Raw genomic sequence first — 19,987 nt, 5'->3', positions numbered from 1 at the left:
TTTTAAATTTTTTATATAAGTTTAGTTACAATTTAGCAATTGATGTAGAGAAAATTCATATTTCTAATAAAAAATAAAGAGGTCTCCAAAATGTATGATTTTTGGATAAACCTCTTCAAATACTTTCCTATAACTATTTCAACGCACGCTTCGGTAATTTGTCAATATTTTCTAACATAATACCTGTACCAACAGCAACGCAATGCATTGGGTTTTCAGCGATTAATACTGGTACTTTTAATTCTTCAGCAAGAAGCATGTCAATGCCGTGTAATAAAGCTCCGCCACCTGTTAAGATTACACCGCGGTCAATGATGTCTGCAGATAATTCTGGTGGAGTACGCTCTAATACACCTTTTGCTGCTTGCACAATGATTGCTGCGTTTTCTTTTAATGCTTCTGTAATTTCTTCTGAACATACTGTAATTGTACGTGGTAAGCCTGTTACCATATCACGTCCACGAATTTCAAGTTCTTCGCTACGTGCACCTGGGAATACTGTACCGACTTTGATCTTAATGTCTTCTGATGTACGTTCCCCAATTAATAGTTTATACTTACGTTTAATATAGTTTAGAATCTCCATATCAAACTTGTCACCAGCCATTTTGATAGAGGAAGAGGTAACAATATCACCCATTGAAAGTACGGCAATATCTGTTGTACCTCCACCAATATCAACAACCATGTTTCCGCTTGGCTGGAAGATTTCCATACCAGCACCGACAGCAGCTACTTTCGGTTCTTCTTCTAAAAAGACTGTTTTTCCACCTGAACGTTCAGCAGCTTCACGAATTGCTTTTTGTTCTACAGATGTGATATTTGTTGGACAACAAATTAAAATGCGAGGTTTTGAAAAGAAGCTCTTTACGTCCAATTTGTTAATAAAATGTTTTAACATTGCTTCTGTAATGTCAAAATCTGCAATTACACCATCTTTCAGCGGACGAATCGCTACAATATTACCAGGTGTACGTCCTACCATACTTCTTGCTTCTTCACCCACCGCTAATACTTTTCCTGTATTACGATCAATTGCCACAACTGATGGTTCATTTAATACGATACCCTTACCTTTTACATGAATTAATACGTTAGCCGTTCCTAGGTCAATTCCGATATCTCTCGCAAACATTCCTATGTTTTCCTCCTCAATATTCAAAGTCAGGTTGCACCCGAATTCTTTTACACCTAATTTCTGATTTTATCATAAATTTAACAGAAACGTAATATTCGCAAAAAGAATTCTTCTTAAAATTATGAAGAAATGCATAAGGAATGTTTGCTTTCTAGTCTTTTATTGTTGCACGGTTTTTTCTGTATCTTCTTTTCTATATTTCTGTTTTGTTGCTTCTCCTCCACGTAAATGACGAATTGACTTATGATAATCAAGAATTTCCTTTACTTCATTTGCGAGCTCTGGATTAATTTCTGGCAGACGCTCTGTTAAATCTTTATGGACTGTGCTTTTTGATACCCCAAACTCCTTTGCGATTACACGCACTGTCTTTCTTGTCTCCACGATATACTTACCAATCTTGATAGTTCTCTCTTTGATGTAATCGTGCACACCACTCGCCTCCCTAAATTGGATGTGAGAAGCGTGAAATGAGACTCGCTGCATACGACTAAGAAGTAAATTCGAGTGCTGTTTGTAAGCGTTAAATATTCTAGGATTTATAATGAAATGCTTCACGATTTCTCACCTCAAACACTCTCTTTGCTTTGGTTTATACCATTGTATTGCCCGCATTACTGATATATGCTACATGTTCGCTATTTTTGCGGACTAAGTGAAGAAAAATTACAAATTTGTGTGAGAAATACGTTAACAATGACAATTTTCTCGTTCAAAAAAATGACACTCCTAAAAAAAGAGCGTCATTCTTCATGATCATATTCTTCTTCTAATAATTGATGGTGGGGAACTTCCTTCTTGCTCGTAATGTAATAATATAAAGTGAATAAAACGAACAATAAAATCATGACACTCGTCAGAACAAATGCAAATGACAGAGTAATCTCCTCCTTTTAGACATATATATTCGAGAATACCGTTATTTTTCCTTGTTCTTTCCATTCTTTCCTTACAATTAGTTACTTGTATATAAAAATAAAAAAATCAATCCTCAAAAGTCGGATTGATTTTTTATTGCATTATTCTTGTGTAGAAGAATTGCTAGATGATTGTGTAGAATCATTTGTTGATTTTTCTTCTTTTTGCTGCTTGTCTTCCAGGTTGCTATTTGTAGATTTATCCTCTTTTTGCCCTTTCTCTTCAGGCTGGCTATTTGTGGACTTATTTTCTGTTTTACCTTTTTCTTCAGACGTACCACTTGTAGATTTATCTTCGCTTTGCTGTTTATCCTCAGTTTTATTTGCAGCACCGCTTGTTGCTTTCGCTTCGCCTGTTTCTGCTTTAATATCCGCTACAGATTTATTTAAGTAGCTCTCTGGGTTAACAGCCACACTATTTTTACGTACTTCAAAGTGAACATGAGAACCTGCTTCTTTATTCATCGCACTTAGGCCGGATTTTCCTAATACTTCACCTTGTGCAACCTTTGCACCTTTTTCTACTTTTACACTACCTAAGCTTTGATAATATGTTGTAACACCATTTCCATTATCCACTGTTACAACATAACCAAGTAATGAGTCTTTTTCCGCCTTCGTTACTGTGCCACTTAAAGCTGCGGTAACATCGAACTCTTTCCCATTCTTGGCAGCGATATCAATTCCTTTGTTTGGAGAATATGTGTTGTTATAAAAGACTAGTGCTTGTTCTTGCTCTTTCTCCGATGCTCCATCCTCATAAAACTTCTTCTGTACTACTACTTCTGCATTTGCTGCAGCTGGCATTTTCACAACTTCAGAAGACTTCGTTACTGGAATTCCTGGATCTTCTGCTTGATTATACGGCGTTGCTCCCTCATGATTTGGCGCCTTCTTTGGATTTGCTGCCTGAAACCATAGAGCAACTGACAAAATGACTGCCGCACAAGCAATGTATATTGCCGGGAATACCCAACGTTTTTGAAATAAATGAACTACTTTTCGCGACTTTTTATTATTCCTTCCTCGCATTCTATCATCACCTCAGCAATCATTTTGAACAAGATTCCTTCATCCTATACAACCTATAACAAATTATTTTTCGACAAAATCTGTAAAAATATGTATAGCATTTGCAAAATTTCCGAGGAAATGATGAAAAAAGAAAAAACTGAGCAGTTTGGCTCAGTTTTTAGTCTAATTGTTTCTTTTTATAAATAACGAGAAAAGCGATGACAGTTATCATGAGCCAGATCGCAATATTGAATACGTTTAATTGAATAGCTGAGAAACCTTTTCCCTCTATTACACTTACAATGGCTTCAAAAATATGCGTCGTCGGTAAATACCCTGTTATCTTTTTTAAGATTTCGTTCTTAATCATTTCATTTAAAAACGGCGCCACAAATAAAATCATCGAAATAGGTGTTGCCATTACAGAAACTTGTACTAAATTTTTCGATAGTAAACCAATGAGAGACCCAAAAACCATGAATAATAACGTTCCGATTATAAAAATCATTAACAGCAAGAAGATACTTCCTTGCAAAGCATTTAATAACACTAAGCTTATCATATTTAACAAGATACTAAAAATGACGATAGGCAATGATTTACCAGCAATGATTTCAAGGGGAGATGCAGGCGAGAGCATGAGTACGCGCAATGTATGCTTTTCTTTTTCTTCAGCAATTAAAGTAGCTTGTGAAACTGTTGTGACCATGCTCATAACCATAACAACAACAATTCCGCTCATAAATTCCTTACCGCCTCCCAGTTGTTTATAGAAAAGCGCTAATCCTAGTGGCATAATGGCCATCAGTAAAATTTGTGCATTATTTTTTAAATCCTGCACCTCTTTACGTAAAATAGCTGAAAATCGTTTACTTGAAAATGTCATGCTAAATCCCTCCCAGTTACTTCAATAAAAATCTCTCCTAAAGTTGGTTCATAGGAATGAATGGATAGCAATTCCCCTTTTTTCATCCATTCCGAAATACGTTTTGCACCTAGTTCATCTTTTTGTACCATTTCTTTTTTCTTATCTTTTAATACAACTTCAATTTTGTCTTTCGCATATTGTAAGCGAAGGTTTTCGGGCGTATCAAGCGCTACAATTTCCCCGCCACATAAGAAGGCAATGCGGTCACAAAGCGTTTCTGCTTCATGCATGTTGTGCGTTGTTAAGAAAATTGTTGTCCCCTCTTTATTTAAGTCTTTTAAGATATGATGAATGTTTTGGACGTTTCCTGGATCAAGTGCTGATGTTGGTTCATCTAAGAAGAGGATGTCTGGTTTATGAAGAATGGCTCTCGCTAATGTGACGCGCTGCTTCATCCCTTTTGATAACTTCTTAACTTGTGTTTTTTTATCTTCTATTAAGTTCACTTGCGTGAGTACTTCATCAATTCGTTCTCTTTTACAATCGTATAAGTCACAAAATAATAGTAAATTATCATAAATGCTAAGTCTTTCATATAAGCCGCTATTATCTGTTAAAATACCCATTCGCTTATAGTCGATGCTGCTTGGCCCTGTAATATCCGCCCCTAATACTCTCACTGTTCCAACACTATGGAGTAACTGAGACGTTAAAATTTTCACTGTCGTTGTTTTCCCTGATCCACTTGGTCCAAGGAAACCGAAAATTTCTCCTTGTTTTACTTCAATATTGACATTTCGAAGTGCTGTTTTTTTGTCAAAGGTTTTCATTACATCTTTCATTTCAATTGCCAATGCCATTTCGTCATCCCCTTTGTTTTTCTTTTATAATCATTTCGCCTCAGCTTGCTGTGTTCGCTGCTTCTGACCTCATCATATGAAAAACAAAGGGGTTACGCAGTAAAATACCGGTAAAAGGAGTATTTTTACCGATGAATGCATCTCATTTCGGCTCTACTAGAGCATCATTTATAGTCCAATGACATCTTTCAATTCATCCATTCTTCCTTTTGAAAGCGGAATGGAACTTTTGCGCTCATCATCTAAAATTAAACTGAAACTATTTCGCGTCCAAGTGATGACTTCTCTTACACGTTGTAAATTCACAAGGTACGATCGGTGACATCGAAAGAAACCGAATCCTTTTAATCTATTTTCTAACTCACTTAATGTTAATGTACATATAAAATCTCCTTCATGAACATGAATATGAGTTGTGCCACTTTGCGTTTCAATAAAATGAATCTCCATTGGATCTAGCAAAATAATTTTGTCATTCACTTTTGCTGGAATTCTTTCTAATTTCATTTGCGGAATCATTTGAATGCCTTTTTCTTCCTCTTTCTCTTCTGCTTCTTCCTGTTCAAATTCAATCTTTTTTACACCTTCTTGATTTAATATGTAGACATCCTCCGTTAAGGATAGTGCATCAGATAAAAAGGATGATGTAATAAAAATGGCTTTTCCGTTCTCTTTCATCTTCATAATTGCCTTGCGAATGATAATTGTACTTTCAATATCTACATTTTGCTCTGGTTCTTCTAAAATAATTAAATCTGGATTATGAATCATCACTCTACCAATATGAAGACGACGCTTTTCAGAAAATGATAGCTTCTCTATCTTTGTATCCAACTTATCGACTAGCCCAACGCATTGTACAACTTCTCCTATGCTCATATTTGAGTCATACAACCCGGACAAAAAGGAAAGATATTCTTTTACTCTCAAACGGTTATATGCTTCATCTTTTAAAAAGCAAAATCCAATGCGGGAATATGCACTTTTACGAATTGATTCTTCTTCAAATAATACCATTCCGGAAGAGGCCTCTTCTTCTCCAATGATAATGCGGTGCAATACTTTAGCGGTATGATTATTACATTGCAGTACAACGCATTGTCCTTTTTCAACGCTCATATCTATAACCGGTAACTGATTTGTCTTCCCTAGTTGTTTTAATTTGAGTAACGCCATCTTTTCTCCCCCAGATGAATTATTTTATCTTATTATATCAAACACCCCATGGAAAATTATGATATTTTTCCCATCACAAAAAGGAGCTCATGTAAATGAACTCCTTTTTGTTTCGAATCACCGATTTATTTTTAAACGAGCGACACTCACGTATGATGAATCCCTTGTCACCTAATTTTTTGCCATTAACTTGCCTTCATAGTCATTCAACGTTTTAATTTCGATTCCTTTATAATAATGCGCAACAATCTCTGTATACCCTTTTCCCTCTTTTGCCATTCCATTGGCACCATATTGACTCATGCCAACGCCATGCCCGTATCCTTTCGTTGTGACGACAATGTGATTCCCCTGTTGTTTCCATGTAAAATCAGAGGAGCGCAAGCCAAGCTTTGTGCGCACTTCTTTCCCTGTTAATACTTTCCCTTGAAACTCGACACCTTTTACACGTTTTCCTTCCGTACGCTCTTGAATATGACCGACTTTTCCGTTTTCCAGCACCTTTACCCCAAGGCGCTTTTGAAAGTCAGCTACAGTAAATGTTTGTTCACTCGTAAATTTCGGCGAAGCTTGATCCCATGGACTGTCTACACTCTTTAAGTACGGGTAGTCATTTCCCCAATAATCCGCAGCATTTTCCGTGCGTCCATTACTTGTGGAGAAGAAGGACGCTGTAATCGGGTTACCTTCATACGTTAAAACTTGTCCGGCCGTTTTCGATACAGCTTCTTCAATTTTTTTCAAATTTTCATCATAGTCCTTACCCCATATTTTCTTTAATTCTTCTTTACTTTTGTACACTTGATCATTCACCGTGTCTGTCACATCTGCATTTTGTTTCTTCGTACCGCTTAACATACGCTGTACGATAAATGTTCTAGCTGCTAGTGCCTGTGCTTTTAACGCCTCTAACTCGAAGCTCGCATTCATTTCAGATGCTACAACGCCTGTAACATATTCTTCTAGTGGTAACTGTTCGATACTTTTTTTGGCATCGCGATATACTGACACTTGAACAGCAGTATTTACCTTCTGGGGAGCTGGCACATTTTGAACGGCTGGAGGATTTTTAGACGACTGACTTACTTTCGTTTTTGCATATGGAATGACAAGCATGGCTGGCACAATAATCACGAGCGCTATTAAGAGCGCCATTGTAATGAAAAGTGGCTTTGAAATTTTCATCTTTTTCCCCCGCTATAAAATTAGATTCATTTTATTTTTATGGAGGATAAGAGATTTTTAGAACAAGTCTTACTTTCCATTTTACTCTTTAAATTTTCTAAATTTTTAAAGAGGTCAGGCATAAGTCACGGAATTATTGACTATAACAGTAATAGAACAAAAAAATAGCCCCCAGTCATGAGACATAGGGACTATTTTCATCATTATGCATGAAGGTCAGAAACTTCTTGTTCTTTCACTTCTTCCATGTTTTCATTGATACGTTCAATCGTTGCACCTAGTGCAGCCAGTTTCTTATGGAAGTTTACATACCCACGATCTAGATGTTTTAGTTCGGTTACACGAGTGTGACCTTCTGCTACTAAACCAGCTAGAATTAACGCAGCTGCTGCACGCAAGTCAGTTGCTGATACTTCTGCACCTTGTAAATTATTCGGTCCGTTCATAATAACAGAGCGACCTTCAATTTTAATATCCGCGTTCATACGACGGAATTCTTCAACATGCATGAAGCGGTTCTCAAATACCGTCTCGGTAATCATACTTGTTCCGTCAGCTTGTAATAATAATGCCATCATTTGTGATTGCATATCTGTTGGGAAGCCTGGGTGAGGCATTGTTTTAATGTCAACGGCTTTTAATTTGTCTGGCCCGATAACACGTAACCCTTCATTTTCCTCAATCACTTTCACACCCATCTCTTCCATTTTCGCCGTAACAGAGCGTAGATGTTCTGGTACTGCATTTTCAATTAAGATGTTACCACCTGTAATGGCTGCTGCAACCATAAATGTCCCCGCTTCAATACGGTCAGGAATAATAGAGTGATGCGTACCATATAATTTATCAACGCCTTCAATGCGAATGGTTCCCGTTCCAGCTCCGCGTACTTTAGCACCCATTGCATTTAAGAAGTTCGCTAAGTCAACAATTTCCGGTTCTTTCGCAGCGTTTTCGATGATTGTTGTCCCTTTTGCTAATGCAGCAGCAGACATAATATTTTCTGTTGCACCTACGCTTGGGAAGTCTAAGTAAATTTTTGCACCTTTTAGTTCTCCCTCTACGTATGCCTCAACGAATCCATTACCAACTTTTACTTTTGCTCCCATTGCTTCGAAGCCTTTTAAATGTTGGTCAATTGGACGTGAACCGATTGCACATCCGCCAGGCAGAGCAATGCGAGCGCGACCGTTACGTGCTAATAATGGCCCCATTACTTGGACAGATGCACGCATTTTACGTACATATTCAAACGGCGCTTCAATTTTCAACTCTTTTGAAGCATCGATTGTTACTTGGTTATTTTCAAATACGACTTCAGCATTTAAATGACGTAATACCTCATTGATTGTGTATACGTCAGACAAAACTGGTACTTCAGATAGTACATTCTTTCCATCACTCGCTAATAGGGCTGCAGCGATTATAGGTAATACAGCATTTTTCGCGCCCTCAACACGCACTGTGCCGTTCAACCGCTTTCCGCCACGGACGATGATTTTTTCCAATTTATTCCCCTCCGTGTCCTTTTTTCAATATCTATTCATTCAATACTCAGAAGTTATGATCGGTGTGCCAACCACAATTGTATCTTTGTTGTCTGTAGAACGTATTGCTATTTGCACATTTATTTTCTCTCTATTTGTTGAAAGAGCGTCATTCCACTTTTTATTATATGCGGAGACTGACACAAATGCTCTTTCTTCTATTTTTTCGATCGCTCTTGCTGAAAGATCTTTCAAAACCTGATTGGTTTTATTTTGCAAAACACCTTCAATCTTATCATTCAGTACACCCTTAACACAAGTGTAAATTATAGGTTTTGTACTAAAAATTGTATCCATTTTTCGAATGTTTTTTGGATCCCATTTTTCCCCGCTTACTTCAAAGATAATGAAAGTGTTTTCTTTATTATTTTCCTTACTCCAAGTGACTACTATTCGTTCTTCATAAGAAGAAAATTTTTTATATGCCGTTGCTTTATATCCATCGTGAGATTGTTCTAATTCCCACTTCTGAACATTTGCTTTTTCCTTTACATCGTTTAACAATTTTTGAAACGTATGTATGTTAGAGATTGTTTTCGTTTCCCGCGCTAACCATGACCATCGCTCCACTTCTGCTCCATTCTTTTCAAGAGCGGCGATCATACTTTCCATTTTCTCTTCATCGTTTATCGGTTTAACCCCTTTATATCCGACTAAGAATACGACCATGATTCCGACAACGATAAGAATTGTTTTTAGACTCTTCAAGTTTCATCCCCTCCTATCCCCATTCTTAACGGAGATATGAGGTTCTATACCCTTACTTGACCAAATACGTTAAACTCTTCGAATACCCTAAATAATCAAGAAAGAAGTTACTTACAGACGTACCAATTGCAATTGTAATAAGAATAAGTAAGATTCTTGTTTGCAGTACTTTTCCAGATTTCATTAGGCGTTCGATATGAATTCCTTGCAAAGCCCACCATGTAATGGTAATAAACAATAAATGCGACACCATTGCAATCAGTGCTTGTTGCCCTAAAAGTTGCGCCAAAAAAATCGACCCCTTTTTGACCGGCTTTCATGATTAAGATGTGTAGCGCAATCTTAACGCTGGAAGCCATCATACTTTTTCTCGCATACATAGACGCCATAACCTTCAAAACACGAGAAATCATGTTTCTACGTGCGCGTTTGCACGCAAATAAAAAGCGTAGAGTAATCACTCTACACTTTTTATTTCCACTATTGTACCATGTTCCCTGTAAAGAAGAAATCCTTCATAAGCGGAAAATAGTCATGAAAGAAATTGTAGCCAATTGCTGGTAAAACCCCGAGCATGACAGTTGCAAGTGCGCAAAAGCAAACTACGGCTTTTACATTTATCGGAATGTGCACGCTGTCCTCTTCATTTCCTTTCCGGAAAAATATGTGCTGTAAAATTCGAAAATAATATATATAGGAAATAACCGTTGTTCCCATCATTACAGATGCGAGTACGTAATAGGACGGCTCTATCACAAATGCTCCTAAGAAAATATTTACTTTCCCAATAAAACCGGCTGTTCCTGGAATACCTGCTAAAGATAAAATGAAAATTGTCATCATCAACGCTAGGAATGGAGAACGTTTGTATAAACCAGAGAAAACATTTATATTTTCATCCTCACTTTGTAAGATTAATGCGTGAATAATCGCAAACGCCCCGGCATTCATCAATAAATAGGCAAGTATATAAAACCACATGCTGTCCATTGTAAAAGGGGATAGCGCCACTAGCGGAACGAGTAAATAACCAGCATGAGCAATTCCTGAGTAAGCAAATAATCTCTTTATATTATGTTGCTTTAATGCAATCACGTTACCAATAATCATCGTAATCCCTGCTAAAACAGCAATATAGACACTCATATAATGAAACAGTGTTTCTTCCTTCCCTTGGATCGTGACGCTTCCAAATGTCGTCAAGAATAGCCGTACAATCATAATGAATCCAGCAATTTTGGAAACTGTTCCGAGAAACGCTGTTACTGGTGTCGGCGCGCCTTCGTATACATCCGGTGCCCACATATGAAATGGTGCTGTTGCAATTTTAAATGATAATCCGACGAACATTAATAAGAAGGCAAGCGCTAATAAGAGTTGAATACTACCTGCCACACCTCCAGCAAGAACACGCTGCATTTCCACTATGTTTGTTGATCCCGTAATACCATATACATAACTCATTCCAAACAACGTAATAGCTGATGCAATCCCTCCATTAATCACATATTTCATCGCAGCTTCATTGGAAGCACGCCTTTTCTTTCGAATCCCCACTAAAATATATGACGAAAGGGAAAGTAGCTCTAAACTAATAAAGAGTGTAATAAAATCGACGCTAGATGCCATAAACATCGCACCAAGTAGCGCCATGAGAAGTAAGTAGTAATATTCTCCTTTATATGGAATTGGCTCTTTTTTATCGTCGCTTATTGCGATACATAAAACGAGGATTGCTCCCACTAAGAGTAATGTTTTAAATCCTTTCGAAAAGCCATCTAATACGAAGGAACCTTCCAAAATGGTTCCTGCTGGTTCATCATAGAGCATAATGAGTGCAAAAAGGGAGAAACCAGCGGTGAGAACAGCTCCAAATGATACGTACTTTTGATTCACCTTAAAAAACAAATCAAGAAGAGAGAGAAGAATGGCTCCGCCAAGAAGAATAAACTCCGGAATCATAAGATGCCACGGTAACTGAAACAACACCTCCATATCCATCCTATCTCACCCCCAATGTTTTTAATGTATCTTGAAGTGGTTCTCCTAATACATCCGGTAATACACCGATCGTTATAATACACGCAAGTAGCAACAGAACCGGAATGTACTCCCATCCACGCATATCTGACTGTCCTTCTACTTCTCGCTTTCCAAACGTTACTTGTAAAGTTGCTCTTAAAACATATGCGGCTGTTAATACAATGCCAAGCACCCCAACGGCGGCTACAATTGGCTTCTCTTGGAATAGACCGAGAAAAGCAAGAAATTCGCTTACAAATCCAGACATTCCTGGCAATCCAAGCGAAGCCATGCTTCCTGCCAATAAACATCCGCTGAGCATCGGAACTTGTTTAGCAAGGCCCCCAAGCTTCGTAATGTGCGACGTACCAAATCGTTCTTCAATTACGCCAAGTAAGAAAAAGAGTAGCGCGGCAATTAAACCGTGCGACACGACTTGAAAGAGCGCCCCTTGTACACCTGCTGCATTCAGTGCTGCAAGTCCAATTAACACAATTCCCATATGCGAAATACTAGAATAGGCCAGCACCTTTCGGAAGTCGGTTTGAATGAAGGCAAGGAAAGCGCCGTATAAAAAATTTACTACGCCTAAAATAGCCAAGATAGTAGCAAAGCTTTGAAATTGCTCTGGAAATAACCCTTTTCCAAAACGAATCATACCGTACGCCCCAATTTTTAGCAGCACACCCGCATGTATCATCACAACTGCCGGATGTGCTTCCACGTGTACATTCACCATCCATCGGTGCATTGGAAATACCGGTAACTTAATACTAAACGCAATCATCAGTGCGATAAATATGCTGAGCTGGAGCGAATGAGACATCCCGCTGAAAAATGATGAATCCGTCCCTGCCAAAATCGTTTTCAACGCTTCAAAATTTGTTGTGCCTGTTTTAGCAAACAAAATGGAGAAAATAATGAGTAAAATCGCTGAGCCAATTCCGTTATATATTAAATAGCGATACGATGCCTGTTCGCTCGACAACTTCCCCCATTTTCCAATGAGCAAAAACATCGGCGGTAATGTAATCTCGAAGAAAATAAAGAATAAAAATAGGTTCTCCGCCGCGAAAACACCAAGCACTCCGATTTCAAGCGTTAATAACAGCATGTAAAAAGCCTTCACATGATGCTGAATTGAAAAAGCTGTCAGCGCCGCAAGCATGACTAACAGTGAAGCTAACATCATCATTACAAGGGAAAAACCATCCATTCCGAGTTCATAGTCAATGACAAATAAGTTTTTGTCTAATTCAGGAAAGTTGCCGAATTGAATCCATTTTACCTTTTCTGAAAAAACGGCTAAATTCTTCCCAGAAGCATATGTGCAGGCGAAAAAAATTGCTGTTCCAAGCGGAAGCATCGTGCCAAATAAGCCAATCCTGCGCAATGCACGTACTTTTGTTTTTGGTGTAAATAAGAGTAAGAAGACACTAAGAAGTGGGGAGAAAATGAAGAAAGATAATAAGAAAGCACTCATTGCCAATACCCCCCTGTATATAACAAAATGACAACCAATGCAGCTAAAGAAATAGCAGTCACCGTTCCATACACTTGTACATTACCGTTTTGAAGTTTTGATCCTCCGTAACTTCCCCCTTTAACGAGGCTTTGGATGAGCTTTGCAATTCCCTCCACGATACATACTTCAAAAAAGTGAAGTGCATAAGCAATACCTTTTACAATCGGCAACACCGTCACCTGATATATTTCATCTATATAATATTTTTTTATAAGTAGATGAGATAGAATTGTCCCTTCTCCCCCAGCCCAGTCTTTAGAAAGGGAGCGCTTGCTATACATCAAATAGGCAAGGAGGATTCCTCCAAAAGAGACGAGCGTTGCTAGGGCCATAATCCAAGCAGGTCCGTGTCCTTGCTCTACTTGAAAGGAAACATCCTTTATGAGCCAATCTCCAAGAAATGTTCCGAACCAAGGTGTATGAATGTATCCTATCGCAACAGCGAATACCCCAAGAGCAGTCATCGGCAATGTCATAATCCGCGGAGATTCATGTACTTCCCTCTTTGCTCTCTCTTCTCCGGTAAAGACAAGAAAGTACAAACGGAACATATAAACGGACGTTAAGAACGCTGCTAAAATGGCGAGGACAAATAAAACATAATTGCCGTGCATCCACGTTGCCATTAAAATTTCGTCTTTACTAAAAAATCCTGAAAAAAACGGAACGCCACTAATTGCAAATGTACCGACTAAAAAGAGTACTCCTGTAACTTTCATCTTCTTTTGTAAGCCGCCCATCTCATGAATGTTTTGTGTATGCACCGCATGAATGACACTGCCAGCCGCCAAGAACAGGAGTGCCTTAAAAAAGGCGTGTGTCGTTAAATGAAAGATACTAGCGGCATATCCCGTCGAACCAAGCGCAAGCATCATATAACCGAGCTGGCTCACTGTAGAATACGCTAGAATGCGTTTTATATCGGTTTGTACAAGCGCAATGGACGCCGCAAAAATCGCCGTAAATCCTCCCACAATTGCTACGGTCTGCATAGCTACAGAGCTGGCTACGAAAAGCGGAAACATCGCCGCAACTAAATAGACGCCGGCCGCGACCATCGTCGCCGCATGAATAAGTGCTGAAACTGGCGTAGGCCCTTCCATTGCATCCGGTAGCCACGTATGCAATGGAAATTGTCCCGACTTCCCCACGGCACCAATAAATATGAAAAGCGCTGTAAGCGTAATGATAGAAGGAGAGATTGCCTCCGTTTGTACCGCTTTAAAAATAACATCATAATCAAAACTACCCGCTTGCCAAAAAAGAAGAATCATCCCGATAAATAAGCAGGCATCGCCAATGCGGGTCATAATAAAAGCTTTTTTGGCAGCTGCTTTTGCCTCTTCTTTAAAAAAGTAAAATCCAATTAATAAAAAGGAACCGAGACCAACAAGCTCCCAAAACACGTAAAGTTGCAATAGATTTGTTGAAATGACAAGCCCGAGCATCGCAAATGTAAATAATCCGAGATACGCATAAAAGACCGGCAAGCGTTCGTCACCTTGCATATATCCTTTTGCATACACATGTACAAGAAAACTGACAGTAGTCACAATAAAGAGCATTAACGCATTCAATGCATTAACCTCAAATCCAAATGAAATGTCAACACTCCCAGCCTTTAGCCATAACCAAGTATGCTTGACATTGTCTGAGGAAAAGCGTTCTAATAAGACAATTACCGCACCCACTAATGAAAGAAATGTGAAAAGGCTGCCAAGGAGGCTGCTAATTCCTTTTAATTTCCTCCCAAATAAAATGAGTAATATAAACGAGGCAAGCGGGAAAAGCGGTATGAGCCATGCATAATCGATCATCGTTTCCTTCCCCCTTTTCAGTTACAATTAACCTTTCAACTTATTCATCTCATCGATATGAACAGTTGTACGATTGCGATATAGTGCAATTAAAATTGCGAGTCCAACCGCTGCTTCTGCCGCCGCAACAGACATCGTAAATAACGAAAAGATTTGCCCTGTTAAGTTCGGAAAAAAACCAAGCTTACTAAAGGCAACTAAGTTTAAATTAGCGGCATTTAACATCAGTTCCATACAGACTAAAACAATAACCGTATTCCGTTTTGTTAAAGCACCGAATAGACCGATGCAAAATAAAATAATTGCTAAAGTTAAATAGGCCGAAGCTGGGACATTATTCATGAGAATCCCCCTTTTCTTCATCCTTCTTAGCAAGGACAATCGCTCCAACAAGCGCGACAAGTAAGATAACTGATGTTAATTCAAATGGAATTACATATTTCGAATACAAAAGGGTACCAATTTGAAGTGTATTTTGTTCATGAAGAGGTAAAATTTCCTGTGTATTTTGATTTGCAAAGTCGATGTTATGAACTGCAAAGTACATCACCGTTCCAAATAATATAACTGCGAGGAAAACAAGTATTTTGCGAAGACTAATCCTTGACTCATTCTCCGCATCATGCTGCGTTAACATAATGCCAAAGATCATAATAATGGTAATGGCTCCGGAGTAGATTAAAATTTGCGCTACCCCTATAAATTCAGCTGCTAGAAGAAAGTATAAACCTGCAATGCTGAGAAATGTGAACACAAGGGCAAGCATCATATGCATGACTTTCGTTACATTCAGCATGAACACTCCGCCAATAACCGCAGTGAAAGATAGTATAAAAAATGCAATCAGCTCACCGGTCATGCTTTATTCTCCTTTCTAACGTTTTCATCATTTTCATCTAACCATTGCAAGTTTTTAAATAAATCATCACGTGTATACTCCGCTAGTTCAAAGTTATTTGTCATAACAATAGCCTCTGTCGGGCACACTTCCGTGCATAAATCACATAGAATACAAATTTCAAAATTAATATCATACGTATCAATGATCTTCCCTTTTTTCGTAGGATCTGGATGTTTTTTTCCGGTTAACTGAATGCAATCAGTGGGGCAAATATTGGCACATTGATTACAAACAATACACTTTTCCGGATAGAATTTTTGAATGCCGCGAAATCGATCTGGCAGCGGCAATGGTTGGTTTGGATAATCATATGTCACCTTTTTCTTACTCAAATTACTTAGCGTATATTTCAACCCTTTCAATAACCCTTTCATCTCTTGCTAACGCCCCCTCACAGATTAGAAGAACAACTCCTTAATCAATGCCGTTAAAAAGATATTAGCCAGTGCAATCGGTAATAGTACCTTCCAGCCAAACTCCATTAACTGATCCCCTCGCATACGAGGGAATGTAACACGGAACCAAATGAATAAAAAGACAACCGCACTAAATTTGAGTGCAAACCATACAGCACCTGGGATAAAGTCAAGAAAGAGTACCGGGTTCCAGCCGCCTAGGAAGAGTACTGTCATTAAAGAAGCCATTCCAAAGAGATACACATACTCAGAAAGCATAAAGAAGGCCCAGCGGAATCCAGAGTATTCCGTATGATATCCAGAAACAAGTTCAGATTCTGCCTCAGGTAAATCAAATGGTGTCCGATTGAGTTCGGCAACCGCCGCAATAAGAAAAATAATAAAGCCGATTGGCTGCGCAAAAATGTACCAAACCTTTTCCTGCGATGCGACAATTTCGTTTAAATTCAGGCTACCTGTCAATAAGACAATGCCGATTACACTCATAACGAGAGGAATTTCATAGGAAATCATCTGCGCCGCCGCCCGCATCCCGCCGAGCAAAGAATATTTATTATTCGATGCCCAGCCGCCAGTCAAAACGCCAATCGTTGTAATTCCTGAAATAGCAATATAATAAAGAAGGCCAACACCGATATCAGCAAACTGAAATCTAGATGTAAACGGAATAACAGCCAGTACCATAAAGGCTGGTGCAAAAGCGATGATCGGCGCCAATATAAATAACGGTTTATCGGCCGCTTTCGGAATACTATCTTCTTTTAAGAGGAGTTTGAGCACATCCGCTACCGTTTGTAATAATCCGAAGCGACCCCCGACTTGGTTTGGACCGACCCGCCCTTGCATAAATCCCATTACCTTTCGTTCTGCTAAAATCCCGTATGTAACAAAGCCGAGGACTGCAAATAATAGAAGCACAGCTAACCCAAAGAAAATAAAAAAGTTCGACCAACTTGCAGATGACTCTAGCAGCCTTTCAACCATTAGCCATCAACCTCCCCAAGCACAATATCAACACCGCCTAAAATCGTAATTAAATTGGCGATATTTTCTCCCTTCAAAAGCTTCGGTAAGATTTGTAGATTGTAAAAAGATGGCCTGCGAAACTTTAAACGATACGGCTCTTTCTTTCCTTCGCTCGCAATATAACAGCCAATTTCTCCTCGCGGCGATTCAATACGGACGAAGGCCTCGCCCTTAGGAGCCTTAATAATCCTCGGTACTTTCGCCATGACGCTTCCTTCTTTCGGAAACTGCTCGGCCGCCTGCTCAATAATTTTGAGTGACTCTTCTATTTCCGTCATGCGGCACATATACCGATCCCAGGCATCGCCTACTTCTCCAACAGGGACATCAAAATCAAACTGATTATAAATCGAATACGGTTCATCCTTCCGAATATCCCATTTCACACCTGTACATCTTAAATTTGCTCCACTCAATGAATAGGAAATCGCTTCTTCCGCGCTATATATACCAACGCCTTTCACACGATTTAAAAATATTTCATTTCCACTAACAAGATCATGATATCCTTTCAATTGCTCTCTCATATAAGGAACAAACTCTCGCACCTTTTGAATCCAACCGTCCGGCGCATCCCACTTCACGCCGCCGACGCGCATATAATTGAACGTCAGCCTTGCGCCGCACAGTTCATTTAGAAGATTAATCACCATTTCTCGCTCCCGAAATGCATATAAAAATGGACTCACTGCACCAATATCTAAAAGATTCGTCCCCCACCAAACAAGATGGCTTGCAACGCGGCCTAGTTCCATTGCGAGAACGCGCAAATACTCAGCGCGCTCAGGAATCTCAAGTCCCATCATTGTCTCCACCGCGTGACAAATGACATAATTATTAGTCATGGCAGATAAATAGTCCATTCGATCTGTATACGGAATAATTTGTGTATATTGTAAACTCTCAGCGATTTTCTCTGTTCCTCGGTGCAAATACCCGATGACAGGTGTAGCTTCTTTAATGATTTCTCCATCAATTTTAATAATAAGTCGGAACACTCCATGAGTACTCGGGTGCTGCGGCCCCACATTTAAAAGCATTTCCTCTGTACGGATCATCTGCGCTACACCTCCACATCAAAAGGTTCATAGTCTTTTCGGAGCGGATGTCCCACCCAGTCATCTGGCATGAAAATACGCGTTAAATTAGGATGCCCAGTAAAAATCACTCCAAGTAAATCATAAGCTTCACGTTCGGGCCAATTTGCCCCTTCCCAAAGCGGTGTAATCGAAGCCACTTGCGGCGCCTCCCTTTCTACTTTCACCTTCACCGCCACTGATTGTTTCTTTCCATATGAATATAGGTGTACATATATTTCCATATGTGTAACAAAATCCGTTGCATGTAACTCTGACATATAATGAAAAGCGAGGCGCTCATGACTCCGTAACAACTCCATTACTTCATAATAATGCTCCTTGCAAACAACAAGCGTCGGAACATCTTTAGACAATCTATTAATATAGAAATCTACCAATGCATGCTCCCCTATTTTTCCCTTAATAAGTTTCGCATATTCCTCTACATATGGCTGATTCGCCGACGGTTCTTCCGGCACTTTCTCTTCTTCCTTTTTACTAGCAGCACTCTTTGCTCGCGCAGCAGCCGCTGCCTTTGCCTTCGCGGCAGCGATCGCTTTCGCTTTTTCATCACCATGTGCCGCGCTTTCTTCCTTCGCCTTTTGCTTCGCTAACGCAGCAGCCTTCGCTTTCGCTGCTGCGGCTGCTTTTTTCTTCGCTTTTTCTCTCTCCTCTTCTGTCACTTCAGTATCTTTTGATAACGCTTTCTCTTTTCCTTGTTCTCGCGCCTCTATTTTCGATATTTCTGCTTCATGCTTAGCAGCGAGACGCTTTCGTGCCTCTTCCTTCGCACGCCTAGCCGCTTCCCGTTTCATGTCCTCTAACTTTTTATTCGGATCACTCATTTATTCGTCACCTGCTTTCCTGTCTTTGCTTCGTAACGAATTTTCTCTTTTAATTTATTAATTCCATAAATTAAAGCAGCTGGGTTAGGGGGGCAACCTGGAATATATACATCTACAGGTACAATTTGATCGACGCCTTTTACAACAGCATATGAATTTACGTAAGGACCACCAGCAGTTGCACAAGATCCCATTGCAATAACCCATTTCGGTTCTGGCATCTGATCATATAACCGCCGCACAATCGGCGCCATTTTCTTCGTCACCGTCCCAGAAACAATCATGACGTCTGACTGCCTTGGAGATGTCCTGAAAAAAGAGCCAAATCGATCTAAATCGTAATGTGAGGAACCTACTCCCATCATCTCAATCGCACAGCATGCCAGTCCAAATGTCATCGGCCATAAAGAATTGCTACGCGCCCACCCTTTTATCTGCTCTAACGTTGTAAAAAAGATATTCCTTTCTAATTCCGCTCGCTCCTGTGGGTGTAATTCTTCGAAATTTATAGCCATTGTAACACCTTCTTTTTCCAAGCATAGACTAATCCAATCAATAACATAGCGGCAAAAATAAACATTTCAATTAGCGCAAACAATCCAAGCTTGTCATATGCCACTGCCCACGGATATAAAAATAACGTTTCTACATCAAAAATAACGAATAGTAATGCAAACATATAGTAGCGAGCATGAAAGCGGATATTTGCATCATGATACGGTTCAATCCCACTTTCATATGTTGTCTTCTTTGCCTCACTTGGTTTATGTGGGCGTAGTAACTTTCCTAATGTCAGAGCCACTACCGGAAGTAATATGCCTAGCAGCAAGAAAATACCAACAATCATGTAACTATTTTCGTATACATTTTCCACTTTGAAACCCTCCCCCATGAATGAAGAACAAGTTCACTTAGTAAACAATATGTTTCATCTCCTTTTTTT

22 protein-coding genes are annotated in these 19,987 nt (G+C 39.3%); all 22 read right to left on the bottom strand.

What is annotated here, in order from left to right:
- Positions 1–133: 133 nt before the first annotated feature.
- Entirely contained in the window at positions 134–1,135 is a 1,002-nt protein-coding gene (mreB, locus tag MR058_RS15420; protein WP_012096246.1) for a rod shape-determining protein, read from the bottom strand.
- Between the two features lie 162 nt (positions 1,136–1,297).
- A complete protein-coding gene (gene spoIIID, locus MR058_RS15415; RefSeq protein WP_140388451.1) occupies positions 1,298–1,570 on the bottom strand; it encodes a sporulation transcriptional regulator SpoIIID in 273 nt (90 codons plus the stop codon).
- A gap of 311 nt (positions 1,571–1,881) precedes the next feature.
- Positions 1,882–2,016: an ABC transporter ATP-binding protein gene (locus tag MR058_RS15410; protein WP_242144962.1), complete on the bottom strand. Its 135-nt coding sequence runs from the start codon at positions 2,014–2,016 to the stop codon at positions 1,882–1,884.
- A 141-nt stretch (positions 2,017–2,157) separates the two neighbouring features.
- Complete coding sequence (locus tag MR058_RS15405; RefSeq protein ID WP_242144831.1) at positions 2,158–3,087, bottom strand: stage II sporulation protein SpoIIQ; 930 nt, start codon at positions 3,085–3,087, stop codon at positions 2,158–2,160.
- A 160-nt stretch (positions 3,088–3,247) separates the two neighbouring features.
- Positions 3,248–3,955, bottom strand: coding sequence for an ABC transporter permease (locus MR058_RS15400; protein WP_242144830.1), 708 nt, complete (start codon positions 3,953–3,955; stop codon positions 3,248–3,250).
- On the bottom strand, positions 3,952–4,797 hold the full coding sequence (locus MR058_RS15395) for an ABC transporter ATP-binding protein (protein ID WP_242144829.1): 846 nt from the start codon (positions 4,795–4,797) through the stop codon (positions 3,952–3,954). The genes MR058_RS15400 and MR058_RS15395 overlap by 4 nt, the downstream gene beginning before the upstream one ends.
- A 168-nt stretch (positions 4,798–4,965) precedes the next feature.
- Positions 4,966–5,973, bottom strand: coding sequence for a LytTR family transcriptional regulator DNA-binding domain-containing protein (locus MR058_RS15390; RefSeq protein ID WP_242144828.1), 1,008 nt, complete (start codon positions 5,971–5,973; stop codon positions 4,966–4,968).
- Positions 5,974–6,144: 171 nt separating this feature from the next.
- Positions 6,145–7,158 carry a stage II sporulation protein D gene (gene spoIID, locus MR058_RS15385; RefSeq protein WP_242144827.1) on the bottom strand — a complete coding sequence of 338 codons (1,014 nt, stop codon included), beginning with the start codon at positions 7,156–7,158 and terminating at the stop codon, positions 6,145–6,147.
- A 203-nt stretch (positions 7,159–7,361) separates the two neighbouring features.
- Entirely contained in the window at positions 7,362–8,666 is a 1,305-nt protein-coding gene (gene murA, locus MR058_RS15380) for a UDP-N-acetylglucosamine 1-carboxyvinyltransferase (protein ID WP_242144826.1), read from the bottom strand.
- A gap of 39 nt (positions 8,667–8,705) precedes the next feature.
- Positions 8,706–9,374: a YwmB family TATA-box binding protein gene (locus MR058_RS15375; protein ID WP_242144961.1), complete on the bottom strand. Its 669-nt coding sequence runs from the start codon at positions 9,372–9,374 to the stop codon at positions 8,706–8,708.
- 91 nt (positions 9,375–9,465) lie between these two features.
- A complete protein-coding gene (locus tag MR058_RS15370; RefSeq protein ID WP_242144825.1) occupies positions 9,466–9,702 on the bottom strand; it encodes a DUF1146 family protein in 237 nt (78 codons plus the stop codon).
- A gap of 191 nt (positions 9,703–9,893) precedes the next feature.
- A complete protein-coding gene (gene nuoN / locus MR058_RS15365; RefSeq protein ID WP_396021454.1) occupies positions 9,894–11,408 on the bottom strand; it encodes an NADH-quinone oxidoreductase subunit NuoN in 1,515 nt (504 codons plus the stop codon).
- Between the two features lie 7 nt (positions 11,409–11,415).
- The gene (locus MR058_RS15360; protein ID WP_242144823.1) at positions 11,416–12,918 is read right to left on the bottom strand and encodes an NADH-quinone oxidoreductase subunit M; all 1,503 of its coding nucleotides are present in this window, start codon (positions 12,916–12,918) and stop codon (positions 11,416–11,418) included.
- A complete protein-coding gene (gene nuoL, locus MR058_RS15355; protein ID WP_242144822.1) occupies positions 12,915–14,777 on the bottom strand; it encodes an NADH-quinone oxidoreductase subunit L in 1,863 nt (620 codons plus the stop codon). Before nuoL ends, MR058_RS15360 begins: the two co-directional genes overlap by 4 nt.
- A gap of 27 nt (positions 14,778–14,804) precedes the next feature.
- A complete protein-coding gene (gene nuoK, locus MR058_RS15350; RefSeq protein WP_242144821.1) occupies positions 14,805–15,119 on the bottom strand; it encodes an NADH-quinone oxidoreductase subunit NuoK in 315 nt (104 codons plus the stop codon).
- Complete coding sequence (locus tag MR058_RS15345; RefSeq protein WP_242144820.1) at positions 15,112–15,636, bottom strand: NADH-quinone oxidoreductase subunit J; 525 nt, start codon at positions 15,634–15,636, stop codon at positions 15,112–15,114. The genes nuoK and MR058_RS15345 overlap by 8 nt, the downstream gene beginning before the upstream one ends.
- Positions 15,633–16,052 carry an NADH-quinone oxidoreductase subunit NuoI gene (nuoI, locus tag MR058_RS15340; protein WP_242144819.1) on the bottom strand — a complete coding sequence of 140 codons (420 nt, stop codon included), beginning with the start codon at positions 16,050–16,052 and terminating at the stop codon, positions 15,633–15,635. The genes MR058_RS15345 and nuoI overlap by 4 nt, the downstream gene beginning before the upstream one ends.
- A 24-nt stretch (positions 16,053–16,076) precedes the next feature.
- Positions 16,077–17,078 carry an NADH-quinone oxidoreductase subunit NuoH gene (nuoH, locus tag MR058_RS15335; protein WP_242144818.1) on the bottom strand — a complete coding sequence of 334 codons (1,002 nt, stop codon included), beginning with the start codon at positions 17,076–17,078 and terminating at the stop codon, positions 16,077–16,079.
- Positions 17,078–18,178, bottom strand: a complete 1,101-nt coding sequence (gene nuoD / locus MR058_RS15330; protein ID WP_242144817.1) for an NADH-quinone oxidoreductase subunit NuoD — start codon at positions 18,176–18,178, stop codon at positions 17,078–17,080. The genes nuoH and nuoD overlap by 1 nt, the downstream gene beginning before the upstream one ends.
- A gap of 5 nt (positions 18,179–18,183) precedes the next feature.
- Positions 18,184–19,044: an NADH-quinone oxidoreductase subunit C gene (locus MR058_RS15325; protein WP_242144816.1), complete on the bottom strand. Its 861-nt coding sequence runs from the start codon at positions 19,042–19,044 to the stop codon at positions 18,184–18,186.
- Complete coding sequence (gene nuoB, locus MR058_RS15320) at positions 19,041–19,559, bottom strand: NADH-quinone oxidoreductase subunit NuoB (RefSeq protein ID WP_087095607.1); 519 nt, start codon at positions 19,557–19,559, stop codon at positions 19,041–19,043. The genes MR058_RS15325 and nuoB overlap by 4 nt, the downstream gene beginning before the upstream one ends.
- Complete coding sequence (locus MR058_RS15315) at positions 19,550–19,918, bottom strand: NADH-quinone oxidoreductase subunit A (RefSeq protein WP_242144815.1); 369 nt, start codon at positions 19,916–19,918, stop codon at positions 19,550–19,552. The genes nuoB and MR058_RS15315 overlap by 10 nt, the downstream gene beginning before the upstream one ends.
- Positions 19,919–19,987: the final 69 nt, after the last annotated feature.

It is taken from the genome of Bacillus cereus group sp. BfR-BA-01430 (genome assembly GCF_022663115.1).
GTDB classification, from domain to species: domain Bacteria; phylum Bacillota; class Bacilli; order Bacillales; family Bacillaceae_G; genus Bacillus_A; species Bacillus_A cereus_BD.
Note: the sequence above shows the minus strand (reverse complement) of the source record. Positions and strands in the feature narration are given on the sequence as shown.

Bases quoted from the DNA above. Each gene is read 5' to 3' on its own strand.
- mreB (WP_012096246.1), bottom strand. From the start codon at position 1,135: ATGTTTGCGAGAGATATCGGAATTGACCTAGGAACGGCTAACGTATTA.
- MR058_RS15405 (WP_242144831.1), bottom strand. From the start codon at position 3,087: ATGCGAGGAAGGAATAATAAAAAGTCGCGAAAAGTAGTTCATTTATTT.
- MR058_RS15400 (WP_242144830.1), bottom strand. From the start codon at position 3,955: ATGACATTTTCAAGTAAACGATTTTCAGCTATTTTACGTAAAGAGGTG.
- MR058_RS15395 (WP_242144829.1), bottom strand. From the start codon at position 4,797: ATGGCATTGGCAATTGAAATGAAAGATGTAATGAAAACCTTTGACAAA.
- MR058_RS15390 (WP_242144828.1), bottom strand. From the start codon at position 5,973: ATGGCGTTACTCAAATTAAAACAACTAGGGAAGACAAATCAGTTACCG.
- spoIID (WP_242144827.1), bottom strand. From the start codon at position 7,158: ATGAAAATTTCAAAGCCACTTTTCATTACAATGGCGCTCTTAATAGCG.
- MR058_RS15375 (WP_242144961.1), bottom strand. From the start codon at position 9,374: ATGGTCGTATTCTTAGTCGGATATAAAGGGGTTAAACCGATAAACGAT.
- nuoN (WP_396021454.1), bottom strand. From the start codon at position 11,408: ATGGAGGTGTTGTTTCAGTTACCGTGGCATCTTATGATTCCGGAGTTT.
- MR058_RS15360 (WP_242144823.1), bottom strand. From the start codon at position 12,918: ATGAGTGCTTTCTTATTATCTTTCTTCATTTTCTCCCCACTTCTTAGT.
- nuoL (WP_242144822.1), bottom strand. From the start codon at position 14,777: ATGATCGATTATGCATGGCTCATACCGCTTTTCCCGCTTGCCTCGTTT.
- nuoK (WP_242144821.1), bottom strand. From the start codon at position 15,119: ATGAATAATGTCCCAGCTTCGGCCTATTTAACTTTAGCAATTATTTTA.
- MR058_RS15345 (WP_242144820.1), bottom strand. From the start codon at position 15,636: ATGACCGGTGAGCTGATTGCATTTTTTATACTATCTTTCACTGCGGTT.
- nuoI (WP_242144819.1), bottom strand. From the start codon at position 16,052: ATGAAAGGGTTATTGAAAGGGTTGAAATATACGCTAAGTAATTTGAGT.
- nuoH (WP_242144818.1), bottom strand. From the start codon at position 17,078: ATGGTTGAAAGGCTGCTAGAGTCATCTGCAAGTTGGTCGAACTTTTTT.
- nuoD (WP_242144817.1), bottom strand. From the start codon at position 18,178: ATGATCCGTACAGAGGAAATGCTTTTAAATGTGGGGCCGCAGCACCCG.
- MR058_RS15325 (WP_242144816.1), bottom strand. From the start codon at position 19,044: ATGAGTGATCCGAATAAAAAGTTAGAGGACATGAAACGGGAAGCGGCT.
- nuoB (WP_087095607.1), bottom strand. From the start codon at position 19,559: ATGGCTATAAATTTCGAAGAATTACACCCACAGGAGCGAGCGGAATTA.